A 19,140-nucleotide genomic window follows, 5' to 3' on the forward strand; every position below is an offset into this window, starting at 1 on the left:
CTTAAATTCTTTATTCAATATTATTAATTTTATTTATACATAGGGGTATGACCTATTATATATTTTGGATGTGCTACTACAAATATTATTTTTAGAATTTAAGATAGCCAAAAATAAAATATAAAAACTCTTAAACTTTCCCTTATCTTACAGTATCTTACTTTGAATAAGCAATTTGATACTATTTTTAGTTTTAGTAAATTTTAGAGTAAATTTTTATAAAAATTTTCTTATAGCCATTATGAACAATGAATCTAGGTAATGCTTTATAAAATAAACAAGGAATTAGAAGGTGGCCGGGAGATAGGGATTCGAACCCCAGGAGGCTTTCACACCTCAACGGTTTTCAAGACCGCCGCTTTCGACCGCTCAGCCATCTCCCGAATTAAAAGATTTGTGATTATAACCAACTTTGCTTAAAATTTACTATAATCTCTAAAATTTACTCTGTTTTTTCTTTAATATATGTAGCTCCATCATTTATCTTTTCTTTAGTCCATTCTTTAGCATTATGAGTATCTTCTTTTACGCCATGCCAAGTATTTGAACAACCAGCTACAAAAAATGCTATATACGCTGCTAAAAGTAAATTTCTCACTTTTTATTCCTTAGAGTAGTTATTTTTGAAGTTTGGAGGCGACACCCGGATTCGAACCGGGGATCAAAGCTTTGCAGGCTCATGCCTTACCACTTGGCCATGTCGCCATATCGTGGTGCCCGAGACCGGACTTGAACCGGTACGGTAAAAACTACCGAGGGATTTTAAGTCCCTTGCGTCTACCATTCCGCCACTCGGGCTAAATTAATGGAGCGGGAAACGAGATTCGAACTCGCGACCCCAACCTTGGCAAGGTTGTGCTCTACCCCTGAGCTATTCCCGCGTTAAAAATTGCAATGTTACCCAAAAATTGCTTAAAAATTTATTTTGCAAAATGTAAATTTCAAAATATTGTAAGGCATAAAAAGATAAAATACCGAATCTTTTTTGGGGTTATAGCTCAGCTGGGAGAGCGCTTGAATGGCATTCAAGAGGTCGGCGGTTCGATCCCGCTTAACTCCACCAGTGCTTTACTGCCTTTTTTGTTTAATACATTTTCACCACTTTTTACTAAAATTTATGCCACATATATGTAAAAATTCAGATTTCTTTCGCTAAATTACAAATATGCAAAATTTAAAACAATATGTCAATGAAATTTTAAAAAGTCATAGTGACTGCAATGATCGTGTCTTTAGCTTTGAATTTGATGGACAAAAATTTTGGTTAAAATGCATTGAAAAAAACATTAAAGGTGGCTTTTTAACTAAAATTTTCAAGCCAAATCCTTATAAATCATTTGCCAACGAGATAAAAAAACTTGAAATTTTAAACGAAGCCAAAGCCCCTGCTCCAAAACTCATTCTAAAAAGTGATGAGTTTTTCGTGATAGAAGATGTCGGTGAACCGATTTCTCAGCTTTTTAAGTATAGCAACGATGAAAAATTTAAACATGAAATTCTACTAAAAGCGGCCCGCGCACTAGCTGGACTTCACGCACTAAATTTTGCGCACGGACGCCCAGCCCTTAGGGATATCGCCATAAAAAATGACGAGATAAAATTTTTAGATTTTGAGTCAAAATTTTTTAGCCATGACCTAGAGCTTCAAAAGTGTCGCGATCTGCTTGTTTTTATAGATGAGTTATTTCGTTTTAAAATTTCAGACGAGTTTGCAAGCGAAGTCATTAGCGAATATTTGGCAGCCGGAGGGAGTGAAATTTACACGCGCTCGCTGCAGCTAATTATAAAATTTAAGCCACTTTATCACTTGCTAAGACCATTCAAATCTCTAAACAAAAAGGATCTAAACGCGGCCATTAGAACCTTTGAGTATCTCTTGCCGATCGCCCAAAATAAATAGCAAATTTCTTACCAAATTTATCTCCTCTTAACAAAAAATAAAATAATATTCGCTATTAAAATTTAAAGGAAAAAAATGTTTTTAAAAAGAGGAAAAATTATTTTCAACATCCATCTAATAATTGGACTAATCGCGGCTATTCCGCTAATATTCATGACTCTTTCAGCACCATTTGCGTCTTATAGAGAAGAGATCAAAAGTGCTATAAATAAAAATTTTATAAACTTAGTTCCTAGCGAAAAAGAAAATTTAAGCTTAAATGAACTCCTAGCTAAAGCAAAAAGTGAGATTCAATTTGATACACTTGAAAGCTTACAAATAGGTGGAGCAAATGAAGCTTATCGTATAAGCATTACAAAGGATAAAAAACAATTAAATTTCTTCATAGATCCAAGAAGTGGCGAGGTGATCAGTGAGGATTGGGGTGAGAAATTTCGTATCATTATCTTAAGTCTTCATAGAAATTTAGGTCTTGCCCTGCTTGATAGCAAAGTCCCAGCCAACATCGGCAAGCAAATAGTCGCCATTAGCTCCATCATCATGGCGCTTCTTGCCATCAGCGGCCTCATCCTCTACGCCCCAGCGATCAAGCGAAATTTACTAAATTCGCTAAAGATCAAGCCAAACGCAAAGGGCTACGCCTGCTTTTACAACCTCCACACGAGCCTTGGCACCTACGTGGCGATCCTGCTTGTCGTGATGTCGCTAACTGGCCTTTACTGGTCTTATGGCTGGGTCAGAAACAGCGTAAATAGCGTATTTTTCGAGCTAAAACCAAGTCAGACGCAAAGGGCAATGCCTCAAAGAAATTTAATCCCAATAAGCGATGAGAAATTTAAAGAGATCGAGACTGCGGAGCAAATTTTTAAAGGCAATGTCACGCTAGATCTAAAATCCCTCACGATAAACGTGCCTGAAAACAACCAAAGCACCTACACTATAAACTACGAAACAAGTGAGAGCCAAGTGGGCAAGCTAAAGCTTGACGCGAGCGCTGGCAAGATCAAAGAAAACAAGCTTGTTAGCAAGGCTGAGAGCATCCCAGAGGCCAAAAAGGCTGGGCGAAAAGTGCTTAGTCTGCACACTGGTGAAATGTTTGGCGAGATCGGTCAGATCGTCTTTGCAGTATCATGCGTGATCGCAGTTTTACTAATAATAACTGGCTTTTTAATGACCATAAAAAGGACTAAGGCACTCTAAATAAAAGTAAATTTTTACCTTGCTTTGGGTAAGATTTTGAGAAATTTTTACTACAAATAAGAGAGAAATTTATGAACAGAAAACGCATATACAACCCAAGTTCAAATGAAAATTTGACCGACAGAAGAGTCTTTAACGGCAACCCACACGGCATTTTAAATTTTACCAAGGCAAAATACGAGTGGGCGTTAAAGCTCTGGGACCTCATGGAGGCAAACACCTGGTTTCCAAAAGAGGTCGATACTACCGATGACGTGCGCGACTACGCCTACAACCTCACAGAGGCCGAAAAACGCATGTATGACCTAGTTTGGAGCCAGCTCATCTCGATGGATAGCTTTCAGACAAACAACCTAGCTGACAACATCAACCCTTACATTACCGCGCCAGAGATCAACGCCGTACTAAGCCGCCAAGCCTACGAAGAGGCAAACCACAGTAAGTCTTACGCTGTCATGGTCGAGGCGATCTGTGACAACACCGACCTCATCTACGAGATGGAGAAGCACGACGATGTCTTGCGCGAGAAAAACGACTACATCTCAAGTGTCTATGAGGAGCTTGCGGGCGAAGTGACTGATGAGAAGCTACTTCTTGCGATGGTTGCGAACCAAATTTTAGAGGGCATCTACTTTTACAGCGGTTTTACAGCGATCTACGCTCTAGCTCGTGCTGGCAAGATGCTAGGCTCAGCACAGATGATACGCTTCATCCAACGCGATGAGATCACGCACCTGCTTTTATTTCAAAACATGATAAACTCAGTCCGCAAAGAGAGGCCTGACCTTTTCACGCCTGAGACTGAGGCAAAAATTTATGATATGTTTGAAAAAGCTGGAAATTTAGAGATCAAATGGGGCAAATATATCACCCAAAACCAAATAATGGGCTTTACTGATGATATCATCGAGCAGTACATCCACTATCTCATCGACCAGCGCCTAGTTGCGATCGGTCTAAAACGCAAATACAATGTCGCTCACCCGATCAAATGGGTCGATGACTTTGCGAAGTTTAACGATCAAAAGTCAAATTTCTTTGAAGCAAAGGTGACAAACTACAGCAAGGGAAGTATCAGCTTTGATGACTTTTAAAAATGGCATCTTAGCCCTTGCTTGCGTGCTTTTTGTGGGGTGTGCGAGCAGCAATCAAAGGATAATTGATCAAGCAAATAAAAATAATCTCGAAAATTTCTACGCCTACAAGCTTGTTAAGGTAAAAGAGACAAGCCAAGCGGAAATCTATCAAGAGATGCCAAACGGTGAAATTGCACCAAGTTTCGCACCGCTAGGATCTGTGCTAGGAAATGACGTGATGTTTGGCATAAACAAACAGTGTGGCTTTGAGGCAAAAGACCTAAAAGAGGTAAGAATAGTTTCACATGATGAGGCTAGGGGTCTTGGCTTTGAGGTCTGGGTTTTTAATGATCCGCTCTCCCAGCGCGATGATAAAATCACAGCTATAAGCGTTATTTTAAAAAACACACCAAACATCGGTGGCACGGATATAAACTGCAAAATTCCAAAAGACTGCCACGACGAAAAACCTATGACATTTGTATTTGGAAAATAAATGAGCGAAAATTTAAACCTAATAAGCCTAACTTTAAAGGCAAAAAATGCAACGGATCGCCTAGAGGAGCTTGCAAATTTAGTTGAGGCTGCGCCTAAAAACTCACTCATTCTTGCAAGCGAGCTTTGCATCAGCGGCTATGACTTTGACGGCTTTTTTGCTGGGGCGAACAAAGCGATACTTGGTGGCATGATAGGTAGCTTTGATGCAATGCTGCTTGAACGCTTGCAAGAGGTACTTAGTCCAGATAAATTTCTTGGTTTTACACACCTTACTAGCCTAAACAAAAGCGCAGGACTCGCTCAAATTTCAAATCTAAATCCGCACCAGCCAAAAATTTATAACGAATTTTTGCTTCTTAACTCAAATAATGTCTTTCATTCACAATTTAAAGCCGAACTTTTTCGGCCAAATTTGGAGCATGAAATTTTTGCCGCTGGCGATGTGAGCGATATAAATGCATTTGATTTTAGAGGGCTAAAGCTTGGCGTGCTAATATGCTTTGAACTACGCGATAGCACACTTTGGGCAAAGCTAAAAGGATGTGATATCATCATGGTACCAGCCATGTGGGGCAAGACTAGAGAGGATGCTTATCTTAGTCTATGTAAGGCTCTAGCTATCGCAAACAACTGCTATGTCATGATCTCAAGCTCTCTTGCATTAGAAGTTGCTGGGGTATTTTTACCAAATGGCACACTTGTTAAAGAAACGATTTTTGATGCAAATTTAATAAAAGAGATCAAGACAAATTTAGGGATTTTATAAATTTTAAGATAAGTTTTAAATCGTATAATAACGATTTAATTTTTATTTAGGATATAAATTTTGACTCAACTAGAAGCGATAAAATGCCAAAATTTGGCTAGCGATATAGCCGATGAGATCACGCTAAGCCCACTTTTGTTTGATGCGATAGCTACCACTGAGCGTGAAATTTTTGTACCAATCACTGCGCATGCTTATAAGCTCGATGCTCAGCCGATACTGGGCAATCAGTGGATCAGCTCACCGCTAACCGTTGCAAAGATGACAATGGCGCTAGAGTGCGAAAACATGGATAACATCCTAGAGATAGGCTGCGGCAGTGGCTATCAAGCAGCGATCTTAAGCAAACTTGCACATAGAATTTTTAGCGTCGAGCGAATAGAAAAGCTAGCCATGGAGGCGAAAAAACGCTTCGAGGCACTAAAAATAAAAAACGTGCATGTAAGATATGATGACGGCAACAATGGCTGGCGAAGCTACGCACCATTTGATCGTATCTTGCTCTCGGCAGCTGCTGATGAGATCTCGCCAAATTTATTTAAGCAGCTTAAAAATGGTGGAATTTTAGTAGCTCCAATGAAAAAAGATGGCAAGCAATTTATCACTAAATTTAAAAAAGATAAAGATGGAAATTTAGAAAAAGAGTACTTGGATGAGTGCCTTTTTGTGCCACTTCTTGAAGGTAGAGAGTAGTCCAAAATAAGGCAAAGCCCTAAGCTTTGCCTAAATGTTAGAATCTATAAGTATAGCCTGTATAAATTCCTATAGTTGTATCTCTTAGCTGAGCTCCGCTATTTTTCTTATAAAAAGTCTTATCAGCTTTTAAGCCAAACTCGATCGCGTTATGTTCGTCAAATGAGTAGATGCCGCCCGCTTTTGCGCCAACTAGCAAGCCTTTGAAATTTTTCTTACTTGTTTCGTTATTAAATCTCTCTCTAACGCTCAAGTAGCCAAGACCTGTATATCCACCAAGAACAGCTTTAAAATTTTCAGTGATGCTTGGCGTATAATCAACGCCGCCTAAAAATTTATGCTTACCCCATTTTGCATCTGATTCACCAGCATTTTTCCTAGCTTTAAAGTCATAATAATAACCGCCATATGCTCTATAGCTGTCAAAATCATAACCGCCATAAAAGCCAAGACCATAGTGACCTTTTTTGAAGTTATTTTTCTCACTACTTGCTATGTTTTTTGTTTTGATTTTTGAGTTAAACGAATAATCACCCTCACCACCAACAAATGCACCTTGAGCTAGTGCCACTGAGCTTACCAAAGCTAGAATCAAGCTTGATTTTACAAGTAAATTTTTCATACCTCTCCTTTAAAAAATTTCTGAGATTTTACATCTAAGCTTTTAATCTATATAAAATTTAAATTTAATAAGAAATTTTATACCAAGTGCCAATTTATTGCTAATGGTAAATGTAGTAAGCGTGAGTATTGTTAAGAATATAAGAGTAAAAATACTTAAATTTAGCACGGCTTTAGGGCAAATCCTAAGCCCACAGCCATGCCAAATTTATTAAGTTACGCCCTAAAAATGCACCTTAAATTTCGCCCAAAAGCTTCTGCCCGGCTCATAAAGCCTCGTGCCGTTCGGGATAGTTTCGTAGCCTGCGATACCGCCGCCGTAGCCGCCTTTTGAGTTATGATAGGCGTATTTGGCGTCGTTTAAATTTTCCGCTGCTAGCAAGAATTGATAATTTTTATATTTATAGCCCGCGCTTAGCCCCAGCGTCCAAAAACTATCGCTTTTGCCAAGATCCATACCGCCCACGTCGCCATAGCCTTTTTGCGCACGTTTTTGCGATGCGTTAGCGTAGAAGTCGGCTTTGACGAACCAGTCTGGCTTTTCTAGGCCGGCGCTTAGTTTAAACGTTAGAGGAGAAACCTTAGGCAGCGCGTCGCCGTCTTTTAGGCCGCCCGAATTTTTAGTCACCTTGCCGTAGACGTAGGATACGCCCGCCCCCAGCCTAAACATATCGGCCAGTAGCGTATCGCCCTCGATCTCGCCGCCGTATAGTAAAGCATCGGTATTAAATACGTTTGAAGACATACCCATAGGGTTATACTTTATCATTATGTAATCATCCATCTTCGAGACGAAGAAATTCACGTTTAGCTCGTAATTTTTATCTTTTAGCACGGTACCAAAGTCAAGCTGAGTGTTTCTTTCTTTATTTAGCTTAAGATTATCGTCTTTATTCGTTTCCCAGTGATCCGGTAACCTTTGCGCGTGACCTAGTCCCGCATAAAGCGTTAAATTTTGTAGATATTTTTCGTATCTAAAAAAGCCTGAGAATAAATTTTCTTTCCTACTCTTATGCGTTTTTAACAGTTTTCTCTCGCCCGCGTCCAGCCTAAGTCCGCCAAAAAGCCCGTAGTCGTTTTCAAGGACGTATTCGTTTTGAGTGTATATCGTTTTATACGTTACCTTACGCTCTTTTACGTGCGGCTTTGATAGGGCGGCGTCCATTTGAGCTTTAGATACGCCGGCCATACCGCTTCCGGCACCTCGCCATTTAAACGTATCTTGAGAGTATCCCGTGCCGATGAAGCTGGTTAGATTATCGAAATTTAGCTCGCCTTCTAGCTTAAAGCCGTACATATCGCGTATCGGGTGACTAATGCTGTATCCCTTGCCAATTCCTGCACCCGGCACCACTGGACGCATGGTAAAGTTGTCCATTATGTGATCGATCTGGTGATAGTACGAGCTTAGCCTGATCTTGTGCTCGCCGACGTCTTGTTCAAATTTTAGTCCGAAAGACTTGCGGTCAAACTGTACGCCGTCCCTCATCCTATCGGCATACGCCGCTTCTCCATTACCCAGATCCGCGCTTAGCTGCAAGGCCGTAGTATCTGTGGGCGTTAGCGTACCCACGAGTGAGACGCTGTTGCGTTTATAGTGCGTATGCATTTTCTGTCCGTCGCCGCTTTTATAATCGCCACTCTGGTAGTGTCCGCCGGAAATTTCTAGGCTACCTAGCTCGTTGCCCGCCGCTACGTCCGCGGTAGTTTCAAACCTTCTAAAACTACCGCCAAGCACGCTTACGTTTCCTCCGAAGCTCGGTTTATATAGCCTTGCTATCTCTCTATCGAAAAATATACCGCCGCTAATGAGCGCGCCGTATCTGACGTCTTGCGGGCCTTTTACGATGCGAACCGAGCTATAATTTTGCGCCGAGATGTAAGTGATGGGCGTATCCATGCGCATACCGCAACCGCCGTTTAGCGTACTACCGTCGATTAACACCGGCAGTCTGGCCGCCGTCTGCGAGCGGTAATAAACCTCGCTGCCGCCTCCGCCCTTGCGCTCCATCGTAAAGCCGCTCAAATTTAAAAGAGATTTAGCGATGTCGCCATTTTCTAATATCGCGCCTTTGCCTACTATTTGGGCCTTTGTTGGTTCGTCAAGAACGGACTTTTGTATCTTTGCAGAAACGGTAACCGGAGCCAGGTCTATCGTTTCTTCAGCACCAAGCATTAAATTTGGTACTAAAGCAAATGCTAAAACGTAAGAAATTTTCATGTTTAGTCCTATGAAATTAATATTTAAAATTAAAATTAAAGCAAAAATAAACTTAAATAAAGTATAAATATTTATATAACATTAATTTTACAATACAGAAATTTGAGTCAAATAGTATTATTTTAGTTGGACTGCATTAAATATATAAAGAAACGATTTTGGCGAATTAAAACCGAAGCAATCTCGGTTTTATTAAAATTTTAGCATTATAAAACCGAGATAAAATTTATAAAATCTCTTTTATGAGTAGCTGTGGGGTAACAAGTCCGCGGAATGAATTTTTTGATATACAAAAGATAATATCTATCATCTCACCAACTCTAGCATGTCTTGTAAAGTTAAAAAATAGAGCCTCAAGCGTTTTATTATCCTTTTGCAAGATGAGCTTTAAGTGATTTTGATCTCTTCCTATAAGTCTTTCGTTTTTAACAAGAGCATTTTTTATCTTAAATACTGGGCGAGGGTTTTTCTGCCCATATGGCTCATAAAATTCTAAAATTTCAAGCAATTCAAAGTCTATCTCGCTTGGCATTATATCGCCAAGTAGCTCGTCCGAGCTTTTGCAATCTTGCATATTTAGGCATGAGCAACTTTTATTTATCGCTTCTTTAAATTCCACCAAATTTTCAGGCGCAAGCGTAAGTCCAGCCGCTCCTTTGTGACCGCCGTAGCTTGTTAGTAAATTTTCGTGGCTTGCTATAAGAGATAAGATATCAAGCTTACCAATGCTTCTAGCACTGCCTTTTGCACGACCTTTATCGATGCTAAAGACGATAGCTGGCTTTGCAAAGTGCTTTGCTAAGCGGCTAGCTACGATGCCTATCACACCCTCATGCCACTGCTCACCCCAAGTGATGATGACTTCATCGTCTTCTTTTACGTCCTTTAGCGAGCACTCAAAGAGCTGACGCTCCTCCTCTTTTCTAGAGTTATTAAACTCTATTATCATGTCAAGATAGTTGTAGGCTTCCTCGATACTTTTGGCACGTAAAAAGTTAAATGAATTCATCGCATCGTCCATGCGTCCGGCTGAATTTATAAGTGGGGCTATAAGAAAGCTAATATCATCGCACTCAAATTTTTCCTTACCATAAAACTCTTTTATAGCATGAAATGCGGAACGCTTAGACGCATTTAACTTACAAATACCAAGGCGAACAAGCATTCTATTCATATCTCTTAGCTCCATCATATCAGCGATTATTGCGATAGCTAAAAGCTCTAGAAATTTGCTCATATCGTAATTTAGACCAAAAACATCCTTTAACGCTCCAACCAAATACCAAGCGACCTCAGCGCCACAAATTTCAATATTTGGGAAGTTGCAGTCTTCTTGTTTTGGATTTATGATCGCATAAGCCTCTGGGAGAACAGCTGGTGGCATGTGATGATCAGTGATGATAAGATCGATGCCTTTTTCTTTACAGATAATGGCCGCATCGTTTGCAGAGATGCCATTATCAACGGTGATAATCAAGCTTACATCAGCTGAGAGTTCGTCTATTATCTCAGGATTTAGCCCATATCCATCTTTAAATCTATTTGGAATTTTTACTAGGTAGTCTTTTATGCCAAGATCATCAAAAAACTCGGCCAAAATCACACTTGAAACCACACCATCAACATCATAATCGCCCACAATGGCTATGCGCTCGTTTTTCTCGATCGCTTCTTTTATGCGGTTAGCGCCTTTGTAGATATCTTTTAAGGCGCTTGGTGTCGGAATTTCACTAATTTTTTTATGTATGTCGTTACAAAATCTATGCGCTAGTAAATTCCTTATATCCTCTTTATTTAGCATGGTTTTGGTAAGAATTTTTGAAGAACTTACCAATTTTATTTAATGCCACTTGTTCACTTAAATTTACACCCATATTGCCAAAAATTTGGCTATAAAAATACTTCTTTTTCATCGCAATCTTTCGTCTTTATTTTGAATGCTTGGATTATATCTTTTTGAAATTTAATTTCTTATAATTTTAAATAAAAGTAAGATTTTAGGGCTAATGGCGAGCTTAAAAGCTTTGTTAAATTGATAGTCTTTACAAATTTAACCCACCAAAAATAGTAAACATTAGCAAAAATTTATACAATTAAATTTATAAATTTTTAAATGCTTTATGTCATAAAGTTTAAACCATTTTTATAAAAATTTATTCCAAATTTCTCAAAAACTCCGCATATTCTCTGGCGCCGCGTTCTATTTCGCTGTCGCTTGATACGTAGTCCACGCCAGGAGTCTCCTCGGCGCCGTAAAATGCGAAAAAGTCGCGGTAATTGGCGTGAAAATAGTATTTAAACGCAAGCTCAAACGGCGTAAGAACCTCGCGCAAGCTAAAATGATAGCGTCCTTGCGGGCAGTAATCGCTCTTTTTGATGCCTGCGGTCACGGCTAGCGCTACTTTGCGCCCCGCTATGCCGTCTGCGCCGCGTCCGTAGGCAAAGCCGTGCGTCATCACCGCATCAATCCATGATTTTAAAATCGGAGGGCAGGAGAAGTTGTGAAGCGGAAACTGTAAAACTAGGGCATCGTGGGCTCTGATGAGCTCTTGCTCGCGCGCGGCGTCGATACTTTTGCCCTTGTAAACCTGCGTCAAATCATGTACGCTAAAGCGCTGCGGCTCTTTGAGAGCCTCTTGTAGCAGGCGTTTGTTTATGACTGAGTTTTGGATATCAGGGTGGGCTAAGATGATTAGGGTTTTCATTTTTCTCCTTAAAAATTTATGGCAAGTAGTGGGATTTATCTGATAAATAATTTAATAAAAACAGCAAAATTTTAAAAGAATTTTTAGAGCCAGATGGCTCTAAATTTAAGATTTAATATTTTCTAAACTTGCCTTTATAAAGCCTAATATCACAGGATTTGGTTTAGTTAGACGGCTAGTAAATTCAGGATGACACTGCACGCCCACAAACCACGGATGGCCTTTTAGCTCGATAGCCTCTATCAACCCATCGCTCTCGCCACTTACTAAAAGACCATTTTTCTCAAAAATTTCTTTATATTTTGGATTTGCCTCGTAGCGGTGGCGGTGACGCTCTTTTACACTCTTTGCATTGCCATAAATTTCAGCTAGAAGTGTCTTTGGTTTGATGTCGCAGTTATATGCTCCAAGCCTCATCGTGCCGCCAAGTGGGCTTGTGTGCGTTCTTATCTGTTTTTTGCCGTGAGCGTCGATAAAGCTATCGATTAGATAGATGATAGGATTTTTACACTCTTTGTCAAATTCCATAGAATTTGCATCCTCTAGGCCCAAAACATCCCTTGCAAACTCAATGAGTGCTAGCTGCATACCAAGGCAAATTCCAAGGTAAGGGATTTTATTTTCACGAGCAAATTTAATGGCTTGCATCTTGCCTAAAACGCCCCTTTCGCCAAAGCCACCGGCGACCAAGATGCCATCTACGTCTTTTAAAAGCTCATTTACATTGTTCTCTTCTATCTTTTCGCTATCTATCCAGCGTAAATTTACCCTAGCGTCTAAATTTGCTCCAGCGTGGATGATACCCTCAGTTAGACTCTTGTAGCTCTCTTTTAGGTCGATATATTTACCCACAAATGCTATTGTAGTTTCATTTGTTGGAGCGATTATCCTTTTTACTAGGCTATCCCACTTTGCCATGTCTGGTTTTAGCTCATTAAAGCCTAAATTTTCAGCGATTGGCGTTAGTATGTCTTGCTTTAAAAATGAAAGTGGAATTTGATAGATACTTGCGCTATCTAAGCTCTCTATGACGCAATTTTTCTCAACACCACAGCTTGCTGCTATCTTATCTTTTAGCTCGCGGTTTAGTGGCATTTCAGATCTGCAGATGATTATGTCTGGTGTTATGCCTATACGTCTTAGCTCACCTACACTATGCTGGGTTGGTTTTGTCTTTAGCTCGCCGGCCACTTTTATAAATGGCACAAGCGTTAGGTGAATATTTAGCGCTCTTTTTTTGCCAACTTCCACCCTTAGTGCTCTTATCGCCTCTAAAAATGGTAATCCCTCGATGTCGCCAACTGTTCCACCGATCTCAACGATGAGTACGTCTTTACCTTCGCCTGCTTTTTTGATGCGATCAACTATCTCGCCAACGATGTGAGGGATCACTTGAATAGTCTTTCCAAGGTAGTCGCCTCTTCGCTCTTTTTCGATCACTGAGCTATAAACTCTGCCCGTTGTGAAGTTATTGTCTTGACTTAGGCTCTCATCTAAAAATCTCTCATAATGCCCCAAATCCAAATCTGTCTCTGCACCATCGTCTGTGACAAAGACTTCTCCGTGCTCAAGCGGGCTCATCGTGCCAGGATCTACATTGATATATGGATCAGCTTTTAAAACACTTACTTTTAGTCCGGAATTTTTTAAAAGAGTCGCGATAGACGCAGCTGCGATGCCTTTTCCAAGTGAGCTTAAAACGCCACCTGTGATAAAAATATACTTCGTCTCTTTTGCCATTAAATTTCCTTAAATTTATTTATTTTTTAATTGCGGATTATACCCCTTAAATATTTAGTAAGGCATTAATCGTATAAATTTTAAAAATTATTCTTTAAGTCTTTTTGTTATAGACTTCACAAACTATGATAAAAAACTACCTAAACATCATTGCCTCTTTATATATAGAGGGCTTTAAAAACATGAAAATAGGCAAAAAATTATGGCTTCTCATAATAATAAAGCTTATCATCATGTTTGGAATTTTAAAAGCCTTCATCTTTAACGAGACTCTAAATACCAAATTTCAAACCGACGAAGAAAAAAGCGAATTTGTAATTCGTAATTTAATAAAGGAATAAAATGTCTGAGATGGATTTTGTTGATTGGTCTAGGGCTCAGTTTGCGCTGACTGCCATTTACCACTTTTTGTTTGTCCCACTTACTTTGGGGCTAAGTTTTATCATCGCCATTATGGAGACGATATATGTTAAAACCGGCGATAAAGTCTGGCTCGAGATAACGAAATTTTGGCTAAAGCTCTTTGGTATAAATTTCGCTATCGGCGTTGCTACTGGCATCATCATGGAGTTTGAGTTTGGTACAAACTGGGCGAATTATAGCTGGTTTGTAGGTGACATCTTTGGCGCTCCACTTGCGATTGAAGGCTTGCTCGCATTTTTCATGGAGAGTACATTTTTTGCCATTATGTTTTTTGGCTGGGAAAAGGTTGGCAAGAAATTTCACCTGCTTTCAACTTGGCTTGTCGCGATCGGTTCAAATTTAAGCGCACTTTGGATATTGATCGCAAATGGCTGGATGCAGTATCCAATAGGCATGAAATTTAACCCAGATACTGCAAGAATGGAGATGGAAAATTTCTTTGAAGTTGCGCTAAATCCACTTGGTATTAGCAAATTTTTACACACAGTAACTAGTGGCTACACTATCTCATCTATCTTTGTGATAGGAATTTCTGCTTGGTTTTTAATCAAAAAACGCCATATCTTGCTAGCTAAAAAAAGCATCGTCGTTGCTAGCGCATTTGGACTTATCACTTCGGCATTTTTGTTACTTAGTGGCGATGAGAGTGCATATTTTGTAGCTCAAAAGCAGCCTATGAAGCTTGCTGCGATGGAGGGACTTTATAATGGCGAGAAAAACGCTGGTCTAGTTGCCGCTGGTATTTTAAACCTAGCTAAAGAGCTTGGCGACGAGAGCGAGCCATTTTTGCTTGAGATAAAGGTGCCTTATGCACTTGGCATCATGGCAAACAGAGAGCTTGACTCATTTACACCAGGTATAAATGACCTACTTTATGGCAATAGCGAGCACAATCTAATAAGCGTAGAAGAGAAGATGGCAAAGGGCAAAGTAGCTATCGAGGCTCTTAAAAACTACAAAGAGGCTAAAAAAGCAAATGACGAGAGCTTGATGAAAAGCTCACTTTCAAATTTAGAAAGCAACCTAAATTTCTTAGGATATGGCTATCTTAAAGACGCAAAAGAAGCTGTGCCACCAGTTGCGCTTACATTTTATAGCTTCCATATCATGGTTGTACTTGGCACTTACTTCATAGCTCTTTTTGCTATTACGCTCTATCTAAATCTTTCAAGAAAATATAAATTTGAAAACATAAGAGCTTTTTTGTGGATCTGCCTCTTTACTATACCGCTTGGCTACATCGCAGCTGAGGCTGGCTGGATAGTAGCAGAGGTCGGCCGTCAGCCTTGGGTGATACAAGATCTCATGACCGTTGGCGTAGGAGCTACAAATTTAGCAGACTCAAATATCAAAATTTCATTTATATTATTTGCTGTTTTATTTACGGTCTTGCTAATTGCCGAGATCAAAATCATGCTTAAGCAAATAAAGATAGGATTTAACGACCATGCATAGTTTAAGCTTAGAAAATTTACAAATTTATTGGTGGTTTATAGTTAGCCTTCTTGGCGGACTTTTGGTATTTATGATGTTTGTTCAAGGTGGACAGTCGCTCATCTTTAGCCTTGGCAAGGATGAGCTGAAAAAAGATATGCTCATAAATTCTATCGGTAGAAAATGGGAGCTTACATTTACGACGCTTGTTATGTTTGGAGGCGCATGCTTTGCAGCGTTCCCGCTATTTTACGCTACTAGCTTTGGTGGTGCCTACTGGGTTTGGCTGGCTATTTTATTTTGCTTTATCGTCCAAGCTGTAAGCTACGAGTACCGCAAAAAGCCTGATAACTTCTTAGGCACTAGAACTTATGAAATTTTCCTTTTCATAAATGGCTCACTTGGCGTTATTCTTATCGGCATGGCTGTTAGTACATTCTTTAGCGGAAGCGACTTTGTGCTAAATGAGCACAACTTTGTCGAGTGGAAGACTCCGTTTCGCGGCCTTGAAGCATTGGCAAATCCTTACTTGTACTTGCTTGGCATAGCGATGTTTTTCCTATCTCGCATAGGCGGCTGCTTATATCTTATGAACAACATCGCTGATGGCGAATTTATACAAAATGCTAGAAAACAGCTACTTATCAACACCGTGCTATTCTTGCCATTTTTCCTAGGCTTTCTTGCTTGGGTGCTTACAAAAGATGGCTTTGCATACGACGCAAATGGCGTAGTTAGCCTTATGCATTACAAATACGCTATAAATTTGATCGAGATACCTATCGTTGGTATATTGCTTCTTGTTGGCGTTGTTTTGGTACTTGTTGGAATTTTCCAAGGGGCATTTACAAAAAGCATACGTGGAATTTTTGCTTATGGCGTTGGCGTAACGCTTGCTGTGACTGCGCTATTTTTGATAACAGGACTAAATGGCACAGCATTTTATCCGTCATTTAGCGACCTTGCTAGCTCGCTAACTATCAAAAATGCAAGCTCTAGCCACTACACACTTGGCGTTATGGCCTATGTTAGCTTACTAGTGCCAGTAGTGCTTGCCTATATCATCGTCGTTTGGCGAGCGATAGATAGCAAGAAGATCACGCAAGACGAGATCAAAAACGATCATCACGCATACTAAGGATAAAAGATGTTAGAAGCAGGAATTTTTTTGATACTTTGGCCAGTGACGCTATTTGCTAGCTATAAATTTGTTCTTTTTTCTCTTAAGAAATTTGACGCAAATAACTAAAATTTAGGGGCGTTTGCTCCTAAATTCTTCTTTTTATTTTTACCCTTTAAAACAACTCTTTTATAAATTTATTTAAGCCACTTTTCATATAAGCGTTAGTTCTGTGTGAAATTTGGGTAGTAAGATATCATTAAATTTTATTAAAGGAGCGAAAATGAGCAAGAATTTCTTAGGTTCAGTTGCCCTTGCGGCTGTTTTGGTTAGTGGTCTTAGTATAGGCATCACGCCACTAGAGGCTGGAGTCCTGGCTCATCACGTAAAGGTTCAAGGCGAGCTTGGATCAGTCTTTATAAATCCTTACGACGTATCGCCTCTAACTGCTATCATCGATAGAGCTGGCAAAGATATCAAAGATATCCATGTCAAAGTAAAAGGCAAGCCAGATGGTGGCATCGATATCGACTACAACGTCTCAGAGCATGCTTTGCTTACGCATGATGGTGTGCCTATTTGGGGGCTTTACCCTGACTATCTAAATGAAGTAGTCGTAAGCTACACATTTAACGGAGCTAAAAAGGTAGAAACATATAAAATTTACGCCCAACCTATCGTCACATATAGCCGTGATTTTAGGTTCTCACACATGCAAAAGACTCGCGTCAAAAAGGTTGATCCTGCCTTTAAAAACAGGCTCTATCTCATAAATAATACAATTACAAGCGTCTATAAACCACTTGATTGGAAAAATGGCGGAGCTGCTAGCTGGAACGACTTTACCGAAAACTACATCGTAGATACCAAGGGTGAGGTTAGATGGTATCTTGACTATCAGAAATTTTACGACCGCAGCGAGAGAAGAGTGATGGATGGAGGCATGATGATGGGCTTTCATCAGCTAAAAAATGGCGATATCAGCTTTGGTATGGCTCAAAGATATCTAAGATATGACCTTATGGGAAAAGAAATTTATAATCGCCCACTTCCAAGAGGCTACATCGATCTAAGCCATGAAGTTATGCCATTAAAGAACGATCACGCACTTCTTAGAGTTGGCAAATACAACTACCACCACAAAGATGGCAAAATTTCTCACACCATAAGAGATCACATCATCGAGGTCGATAACACTGGTAAAGTGGTCGAAGAGTGGGATTTAAATGAAATTTTTGGTAATAACGTCTACCGCAGCAACCTCATAAAAGCACTTGATGCAAGAGCTGTTTGCCTAAATATCGATATGGACGCAAAAGAGATAAAGATAAGCGACGATCAGCCATTTGGCGACATCACCTCTACTGGCACAGGCAGAAACTGGGCTCACGTAAATTCTATCTCATACGATGAGAGCGACGATAGCATTATCCTCTCGCTTCGCCACCAAGGCATCGTAAAGATAGGACGTGACAAGAAAGTAAAATGGATATTAGCTTCGCCTGAGGGCTGGAGTGAAGAATTTAAAGCCAAAGTGCTAACTCCAGTCGATAGCAAAGGCAATAAGATAAAATGCGAAAACTCAAAATGCGAGGGCGAATTTGACTGGTCATGGACTCAGCACACTGCATGGCTAACGCCAAGATACGACAACAAAGGTAGTATAAAACACCTAAGCGTATTTGACAATGGCGATGCAAGGGGCATGGAGCAGCCAGCCTTTAAAGAGGACAAATACTCCCGCGCGGTTGAGTACAAGATAGATGAGAAAAAGGGCACGGTTGAACAAACTTGGCAGTTTGGCAAAGAGCGTGGCTTTGACTTTTATAGCGCAGTTACTAGCAACGTCGAGTGGCAAAAAGATAAAAATACCTACTTCATCTCAAGCTCAAATGTAAATTTACTCCGTCCTGACAAGACTATTAAAATGGTCTTAGTTGAGATCGATCCAAAGACAAATGAGATCAAATTTGAGATGGATGTGGACTCTGCTTCAAGAGATGATGTTGCTTATAGGGCGATGGTTATTGATCCGGAGGTATTTAGTTATTAGCAGTATCTGGTGTGAGATTTTTCTCGCACCAGCTTTTAGTTGTTGTTTTGAAATTTATAGATTGCTTCTTTGATTCTAGTAAGGTTAAAATTTATTGCTCGCTCTAGCTCTGGCAAGTCTATATCTTTGTCCGCTTCAAATGCTTTTACCATATCGCTTAGCTCTTTTGTTTCATCACTTGCAAGAACTATGCTTTTAAAATTATCATCGTCTATCTGGTCAAATTTTAAAAAGATCGATGCAAATTTATCTTTTAAAATTTCTTTATTTAGCTTTCTATTTTCCAAAGCTTTCTTTGTTCCACCATTTTTATTACAGGTTCTAAATATCGAATCTATTGTTTCATTCACTTCATCAAGTAAAATTTCTGTTTTTTCACTTTGCATATAAAACTCTCTTAACTATAAATTAAATTTAAAATAAAAGCTAAATCGCTCTTGTTTTGGAGATTAGAAGTTGTTTTACTTCTTCGCGTAAAAAGGAAAAATTAAAGTTGTATTTGTGAAGTTATTTTCATAAAAGTTTGTGCCAGAATTTAAAATTTTAGTTTGCATTGGCATCACTTTTATGCCCTCTATTTTTGCGATCATTTTCTCATCCTTGTTAAAAAATTTTATCGCATTGTATAAATTTTCATAAGTCTTGTAAATTGTACCAGAGTACAATAAAGCCCTATAAATCAATATTTAT

Annotated in this window: 19 protein-coding genes and 5 tRNA genes; 11 read left to right on the forward strand and 13 right to left on the reverse strand. The window is 39.5% G+C overall.

Translation table 11 applies throughout. From position 1 onward, the window contains the following. Nucleotides 1-293 precede the first annotated feature (293 nt). From CYP64_RS05835 to CYP64_RS05850, 5 genes are all read right to left on the reverse strand, one after another. Nucleotides 294-383 (reverse strand) — tRNA-Ser (locus CYP64_RS05835). 59 nt (nucleotides 384-442) lie between these two features. After that, entirely contained in the window at nucleotides 443-598 is a 156-nt protein-coding gene (locus tag CYP64_RS10005; protein ID WP_181001695.1) for a hypothetical protein, read from the reverse strand. Nucleotides 599-631: 33 nt separating this feature from the next. Beyond that, nucleotides 632-705, reverse strand: a tRNA-Cys gene (locus CYP64_RS05840). 6 nt (nucleotides 706-711) lie between these two features. Then, nucleotides 712-798: transfer RNA gene (locus tag CYP64_RS05845), tRNA-Leu, on the reverse strand. An 8-nt stretch (nucleotides 799-806) separates the two neighbouring features. Further along, nucleotides 807-881 (reverse strand) — tRNA-Gly (locus tag CYP64_RS05850). 106 nt (nucleotides 882-987) lie between these two features. Between CYP64_RS05850 and CYP64_RS05855 the strand changes: the two genes are divergently transcribed. From CYP64_RS05855 to CYP64_RS05885, 7 genes are all read left to right on the forward strand, one after another. Next, nucleotides 988-1,063, forward strand: a tRNA-Ala gene (locus CYP64_RS05855). Between the two features lie 102 nt (nucleotides 1,064-1,165). Then, nucleotides 1,166-1,900, forward strand: coding sequence for a spore coat protein (locus CYP64_RS05860; RefSeq protein ID WP_103649033.1), 735 nt, complete (start codon nucleotides 1,166-1,168; stop codon nucleotides 1,898-1,900). Nucleotides 1,901-1,975: 75 nt separating this feature from the next. Continuing rightward, nucleotides 1,976-3,100, forward strand: a complete 1,125-nt coding sequence (locus tag CYP64_RS05865; protein WP_103649034.1) for a PepSY-associated TM helix domain-containing protein — start codon at nucleotides 1,976-1,978, stop codon at nucleotides 3,098-3,100. Between the two features lie 71 nt (nucleotides 3,101-3,171). Beyond that, entirely contained in the window at nucleotides 3,172-4,194 is a 1,023-nt protein-coding gene (locus tag CYP64_RS05870; protein ID WP_009494790.1) for a ribonucleotide-diphosphate reductase subunit beta, read from the forward strand. Next, nucleotides 4,184-4,672 (forward strand): hypothetical protein, encoded by a 489-nt coding sequence (locus CYP64_RS05875; protein WP_103649035.1) that lies wholly within the window; start codon nucleotides 4,184-4,186, stop codon nucleotides 4,670-4,672. The genes CYP64_RS05870 and CYP64_RS05875 overlap by 11 nt, the downstream gene beginning before the upstream one ends. Further along, nucleotides 4,673-5,440 carry a carbon-nitrogen hydrolase family protein gene (locus CYP64_RS05880; protein WP_103649036.1) on the forward strand — a complete coding sequence of 256 codons (768 nt, stop codon included), beginning with the start codon at nucleotides 4,673-4,675 and terminating at the stop codon, nucleotides 5,438-5,440. Nucleotides 5,441-5,500: 60 nt separating this feature from the next. Continuing rightward, entirely contained in the window at nucleotides 5,501-6,133 is a 633-nt protein-coding gene (locus tag CYP64_RS05885; protein ID WP_103649037.1) for a protein-L-isoaspartate(D-aspartate) O-methyltransferase, read from the forward strand. A 37-nt stretch (nucleotides 6,134-6,170) separates the two neighbouring features. Here CYP64_RS05885 and CYP64_RS05890 read toward each other — a convergent pair whose 3' ends face one another. The 6 genes from CYP64_RS05890 to CYP64_RS05910 all read right to left on the reverse strand — a co-directional run bounded on the left by CYP64_RS05890 (nucleotide 6,171) and on the right by CYP64_RS05910 (nucleotide 13,420). After that, nucleotides 6,171-6,755: a hypothetical protein gene (locus tag CYP64_RS05890; protein WP_103649038.1), complete on the reverse strand. Its 585-nt coding sequence runs from the start codon at nucleotides 6,753-6,755 to the stop codon at nucleotides 6,171-6,173. Nucleotides 6,756-6,977: 222 nt separating this feature from the next. After that, nucleotides 6,978-8,975 (reverse strand): TonB-dependent receptor domain-containing protein, encoded by a 1,998-nt coding sequence (locus tag CYP64_RS05895; RefSeq protein ID WP_103649039.1) that lies wholly within the window; start codon nucleotides 8,973-8,975, stop codon nucleotides 6,978-6,980. 226 nt (nucleotides 8,976-9,201) lie between these two features. Further along, nucleotides 9,202-10,776, reverse strand: coding sequence for a single-stranded-DNA-specific exonuclease RecJ (gene recJ, locus CYP64_RS05900; protein WP_103649040.1), 1,575 nt, complete (start codon nucleotides 10,774-10,776; stop codon nucleotides 9,202-9,204). Next, on the reverse strand, nucleotides 10,766-10,888 hold the full coding sequence (locus CYP64_RS10325) for a hypothetical protein (RefSeq protein WP_258032973.1): 123 nt from the start codon (nucleotides 10,886-10,888) through the stop codon (nucleotides 10,766-10,768). Before CYP64_RS10325 ends, recJ begins: the two co-directional genes overlap by 11 nt. A gap of 240 nt (nucleotides 10,889-11,128) precedes the next feature. Beyond that, nucleotides 11,129-11,680, reverse strand: a complete 552-nt coding sequence (locus CYP64_RS05905) for an NAD(P)H-dependent oxidoreductase (protein ID WP_103649041.1) — start codon at nucleotides 11,678-11,680, stop codon at nucleotides 11,129-11,131. Between the two features lie 105 nt (nucleotides 11,681-11,785). Next, nucleotides 11,786-13,420, reverse strand: a complete 1,635-nt coding sequence (locus tag CYP64_RS05910; protein ID WP_103649042.1) for a CTP synthase — start codon at nucleotides 13,418-13,420, stop codon at nucleotides 11,786-11,788. A 125-nt stretch (nucleotides 13,421-13,545) separates the two neighbouring features. Between CYP64_RS05910 and CYP64_RS05915 the strand changes: the two genes are divergently transcribed. The 4 genes from CYP64_RS05915 to CYP64_RS05930 all read left to right on the forward strand — a co-directional run bounded on the left by CYP64_RS05915 (nucleotide 13,546) and on the right by CYP64_RS05930 (nucleotide 18,450). Next, nucleotides 13,546-13,761, forward strand: a complete 216-nt coding sequence (locus tag CYP64_RS05915) for a DUF4492 domain-containing protein (RefSeq protein ID WP_021091886.1) — start codon at nucleotides 13,546-13,548, stop codon at nucleotides 13,759-13,761. Between the two features lies 1 nt (nucleotide 13,762). Then, nucleotides 13,763-15,298, forward strand: a complete 1,536-nt coding sequence (locus tag CYP64_RS05920) for a cytochrome ubiquinol oxidase subunit I (protein ID WP_103649043.1) — start codon at nucleotides 13,763-13,765, stop codon at nucleotides 15,296-15,298. Further along, complete coding sequence (locus tag CYP64_RS05925) at nucleotides 15,291-16,415, forward strand: cytochrome d ubiquinol oxidase subunit II (RefSeq protein ID WP_103649044.1); 1,125 nt, start codon at nucleotides 15,291-15,293, stop codon at nucleotides 16,413-16,415. Before CYP64_RS05920 ends, CYP64_RS05925 begins: the two co-directional genes overlap by 8 nt. A 265-nt stretch (nucleotides 16,416-16,680) precedes the next feature. Beyond that, nucleotides 16,681-18,450: an aryl-sulfate sulfotransferase gene (locus CYP64_RS05930; RefSeq protein ID WP_103649045.1), complete on the forward strand. Its 1,770-nt coding sequence runs from the start codon at nucleotides 16,681-16,683 to the stop codon at nucleotides 18,448-18,450. 35 nt (nucleotides 18,451-18,485) lie between these two features. Here the strand turns inward: CYP64_RS05930 and CYP64_RS05935 are convergent, their stop codons facing one another. Further along, entirely contained in the window at nucleotides 18,486-18,836 is a 351-nt protein-coding gene (locus CYP64_RS05935) for a hypothetical protein (protein ID WP_103603823.1), read from the reverse strand. Nucleotides 18,837-18,911: 75 nt separating this feature from the next. Beyond that, nucleotides 18,912-19,040, reverse strand: coding sequence for a hypothetical protein (locus CYP64_RS10330; protein ID WP_258032473.1), 129 nt, complete (start codon nucleotides 19,038-19,040; stop codon nucleotides 18,912-18,914). Between the last annotated feature and the right edge of the window lie 100 nt (nucleotides 19,041-19,140).

The sequence above is a fragment of the Campylobacter concisus genome (assembly GCF_002913945.1).
In the GTDB taxonomy this organism is placed as follows: domain Bacteria; phylum Campylobacterota; class Campylobacteria; order Campylobacterales; family Campylobacteraceae; genus Campylobacter_A; species Campylobacter_A concisus_P.

What these genes read in the sequence shown, in the direction of transcription:
- CYP64_RS05860 (WP_103649033.1), top strand. Translation starts at nt 1,166, where the DNA reads ATGCAAAATTTAAAACAATATGTCAATGAAATTTTAAAAAGTCATAGT.
- CYP64_RS05865 (WP_103649034.1), top strand. Translation starts at nt 1,976, where the DNA reads ATGTTTTTAAAAAGAGGAAAAATTATTTTCAACATCCATCTAATAATT.
- CYP64_RS05870 (WP_009494790.1), top strand. Translation starts at nt 3,172, where the DNA reads ATGAACAGAAAACGCATATACAACCCAAGTTCAAATGAAAATTTGACC.
- CYP64_RS05875 (WP_103649035.1), top strand. Translation starts at nt 4,184, where the DNA reads ATGACTTTTAAAAATGGCATCTTAGCCCTTGCTTGCGTGCTTTTTGTG.
- CYP64_RS05880 (WP_103649036.1), top strand. Translation starts at nt 4,673, where the DNA reads ATGAGCGAAAATTTAAACCTAATAAGCCTAACTTTAAAGGCAAAAAAT.
- CYP64_RS05890 (WP_103649038.1), bottom strand. Translation starts at nt 6,755, where the DNA reads ATGAAAAATTTACTTGTAAAATCAAGCTTGATTCTAGCTTTGGTAAGC.
- CYP64_RS05895 (WP_103649039.1), bottom strand. Translation starts at nt 8,975, where the DNA reads ATGAAAATTTCTTACGTTTTAGCATTTGCTTTAGTACCAAATTTAATG.
- recJ (WP_103649040.1), bottom strand. Translation starts at nt 10,776, where the DNA reads ATGCTAAATAAAGAGGATATAAGGAATTTACTAGCGCATAGATTTTGT.
- CYP64_RS10325 (WP_258032973.1), bottom strand. Translation starts at nt 10,888, where the DNA reads ATGAAAAAGAAGTATTTTTATAGCCAAATTTTTGGCAATATGGGTGTA.
- CYP64_RS05905 (WP_103649041.1), bottom strand. Translation starts at nt 11,680, where the DNA reads ATGAAAACCCTAATCATCTTAGCCCACCCTGATATCCAAAACTCAGTC.
- CYP64_RS05910 (WP_103649042.1), bottom strand. Translation starts at nt 13,420, where the DNA reads ATGGCAAAAGAGACGAAGTATATTTTTATCACAGGTGGCGTTTTAAGC.
- CYP64_RS05915 (WP_021091886.1), top strand. Translation starts at nt 13,546, where the DNA reads ATGATAAAAAACTACCTAAACATCATTGCCTCTTTATATATAGAGGGC.
- CYP64_RS05920 (WP_103649043.1), top strand. Translation starts at nt 13,763, where the DNA reads ATGTCTGAGATGGATTTTGTTGATTGGTCTAGGGCTCAGTTTGCGCTG.
- CYP64_RS05925 (WP_103649044.1), top strand. Translation starts at nt 15,291, where the DNA reads ATGCATAGTTTAAGCTTAGAAAATTTACAAATTTATTGGTGGTTTATA.
- CYP64_RS05930 (WP_103649045.1), top strand. Translation starts at nt 16,681, where the DNA reads ATGAGCAAGAATTTCTTAGGTTCAGTTGCCCTTGCGGCTGTTTTGGTT.
- CYP64_RS05935 (WP_103603823.1), bottom strand. Translation starts at nt 18,836, where the DNA reads ATGCAAAGTGAAAAAACAGAAATTTTACTTGATGAAGTGAATGAAACA.
- CYP64_RS10330 (WP_258032473.1), bottom strand. Translation starts at nt 19,040, where the DNA reads ATGATCGCAAAAATAGAGGGCATAAAAGTGATGCCAATGCAAACTAAA.